We start from the raw sequence: 1,671 nt of genomic DNA on the forward strand, positions 1-1,671 counted from the left end.
GGCCGAGGCTGTGTAAAAACGCAATCCTGATGTAGAATCATCTTCGTCGATCGGAGGTGGCAATGTCAGGCTATATCGAAGGCATCAGTCGCGATCAGGTTACACTGTTTCCAGACCGCCTTGAGGATTGGATCGACGAAGATCACCATGCTCGGGTGATCGAGGCATTTGTAGATGCGATGGATTTGTCGGGCGCGGGGTTCGGCCGCATGTCGCCTCCGCAAACCGGACGGCCCTGTTATCACCCCTCGGTGTTACTGAAGCTTTTCATCTACGGCTACCTGAACCGCATCCCATCAAGTCGCAGGCTGGAACGTGAAGCCGGGCGTAATGTTGAAGTGATGTGGCTGACCGGGCGGCTCGTTCCTGATCACAAAACCATAGCCGATTTCCGCAAAGACAATGGACCAGCAATCCGGAAAGCATGTGCCAGGTTTGTCGAGTTGTGCCGCCAGATCGGTGTGTTGGGCGGCGGTAATGTCGCGATTGACGGGAGCAAGTTCAAAGCCGTCAACAACCGAGATCGCAACTTCACGTCCAGCAAGATCGAATTGCGGATCAGCCACCTCGAAGCAAGCGCGTCGCGATATTTAGAGGAAATGGGTAGAGCTGATGCCCTGGAGCAATCCGATGTAACGCTGCGCAAAGTCACCCGGCTGCAGGAGAAGCTCGCTCGTGTTCGCCAGGAAGTCCGACGCCTCGAAGGTATCGCGGAAACGCTGAAGGATAAGCCAGACGGCCAGATTTCGCTGACTGATCCAGACGCCCGATCCATGGCGACATATGGCAAAGGCACAGGTCTGGTGGGCTACAACGTGCAGACGGCGGTTGACGTTGAGACGCATCTTATCGTCACGCATGAGGTCACCAATATCGGCAATGATCGATCACAACTGGCTCCCATGGCCAAGGCGGCAATGGATGCACTAAAGGTCGATACGCTCGATGCCATCGCCGACCGTGGTTATTTCAACGGAGCTGAACTGTTGAGCTGTCATGAGGCCGGGATCACGGCAACAGTCCCGAGGCCTGAGACATCGAACAACCGTAAGAAGGGCATGTTCGTGAAGGCTGATTTCGTCTACGACGGCAGCGCCGATACATATGTTTGCCCTGCCGGGAAGGCGCTGGTGTACAGATATACCACGGAGGAAAAGGGCCTGATGCTTCGGCGCTACTGGCGCACGGATTGCCCGTCATGCCCCCTCAAGGCACGATGCACAACAGGCAAGGAACGGCGGATCACACGCTGGGAGCACGAGCATCTGATCGACGCTATGTATTGCAGAATGGAAGACAATCCAAGCCTCATGCGCACCCGGAGATGCACGGTCGAGCATCCTTTCGGAACCATCAAGGCATGGATGGGCGCAACTCATTTCCAGATGCGCAGACTGAAAAACGTCAGGACGGAAATGGCGCTGCACGTGCTGGCCTACAACATAAAGCGGATGATCAACATGATTGGCGCAAGAGCGCTCATCAGGGCCATGGCCGCGTGAAGTAGCGCTGAACCGCCATTTGGGCCCCAAAAGCCGCCAGACTAAAGCATCAGGACCATCTCCGATGCCTTCCAGCATCCGATAGGCGCAAAATCTAACCAATCCCGCCAGACCAAGCTCGATGACGAAATACCATGGGATGCGCTGGTGTTTTCACACAGCCTCGGCC

Annotated in this window: 1 protein-coding gene; it reads left to right on the plus strand. The window is 55.9% G+C overall.

From position 1 onward, the window contains the following. Positions 1 to 62: 62 nt before the first annotated feature. A complete protein-coding gene (locus ACQKKX_RS20615) occupies positions 63 to 1,502 on the plus strand; it encodes an IS1182 family transposase (protein ID WP_427573532.1) in 1,440 nt (479 codons plus the stop codon). The last annotated feature ends 169 nt before the right edge of the window (positions 1,503 to 1,671 follow it).

Origin of the sequence: Neorhizobium sp. NPDC001467 (assembly GCF_050275975.1) — a bacterium.
Classification (GTDB): domain Bacteria; phylum Pseudomonadota; class Alphaproteobacteria; order Rhizobiales; family Rhizobiaceae; genus Neorhizobium.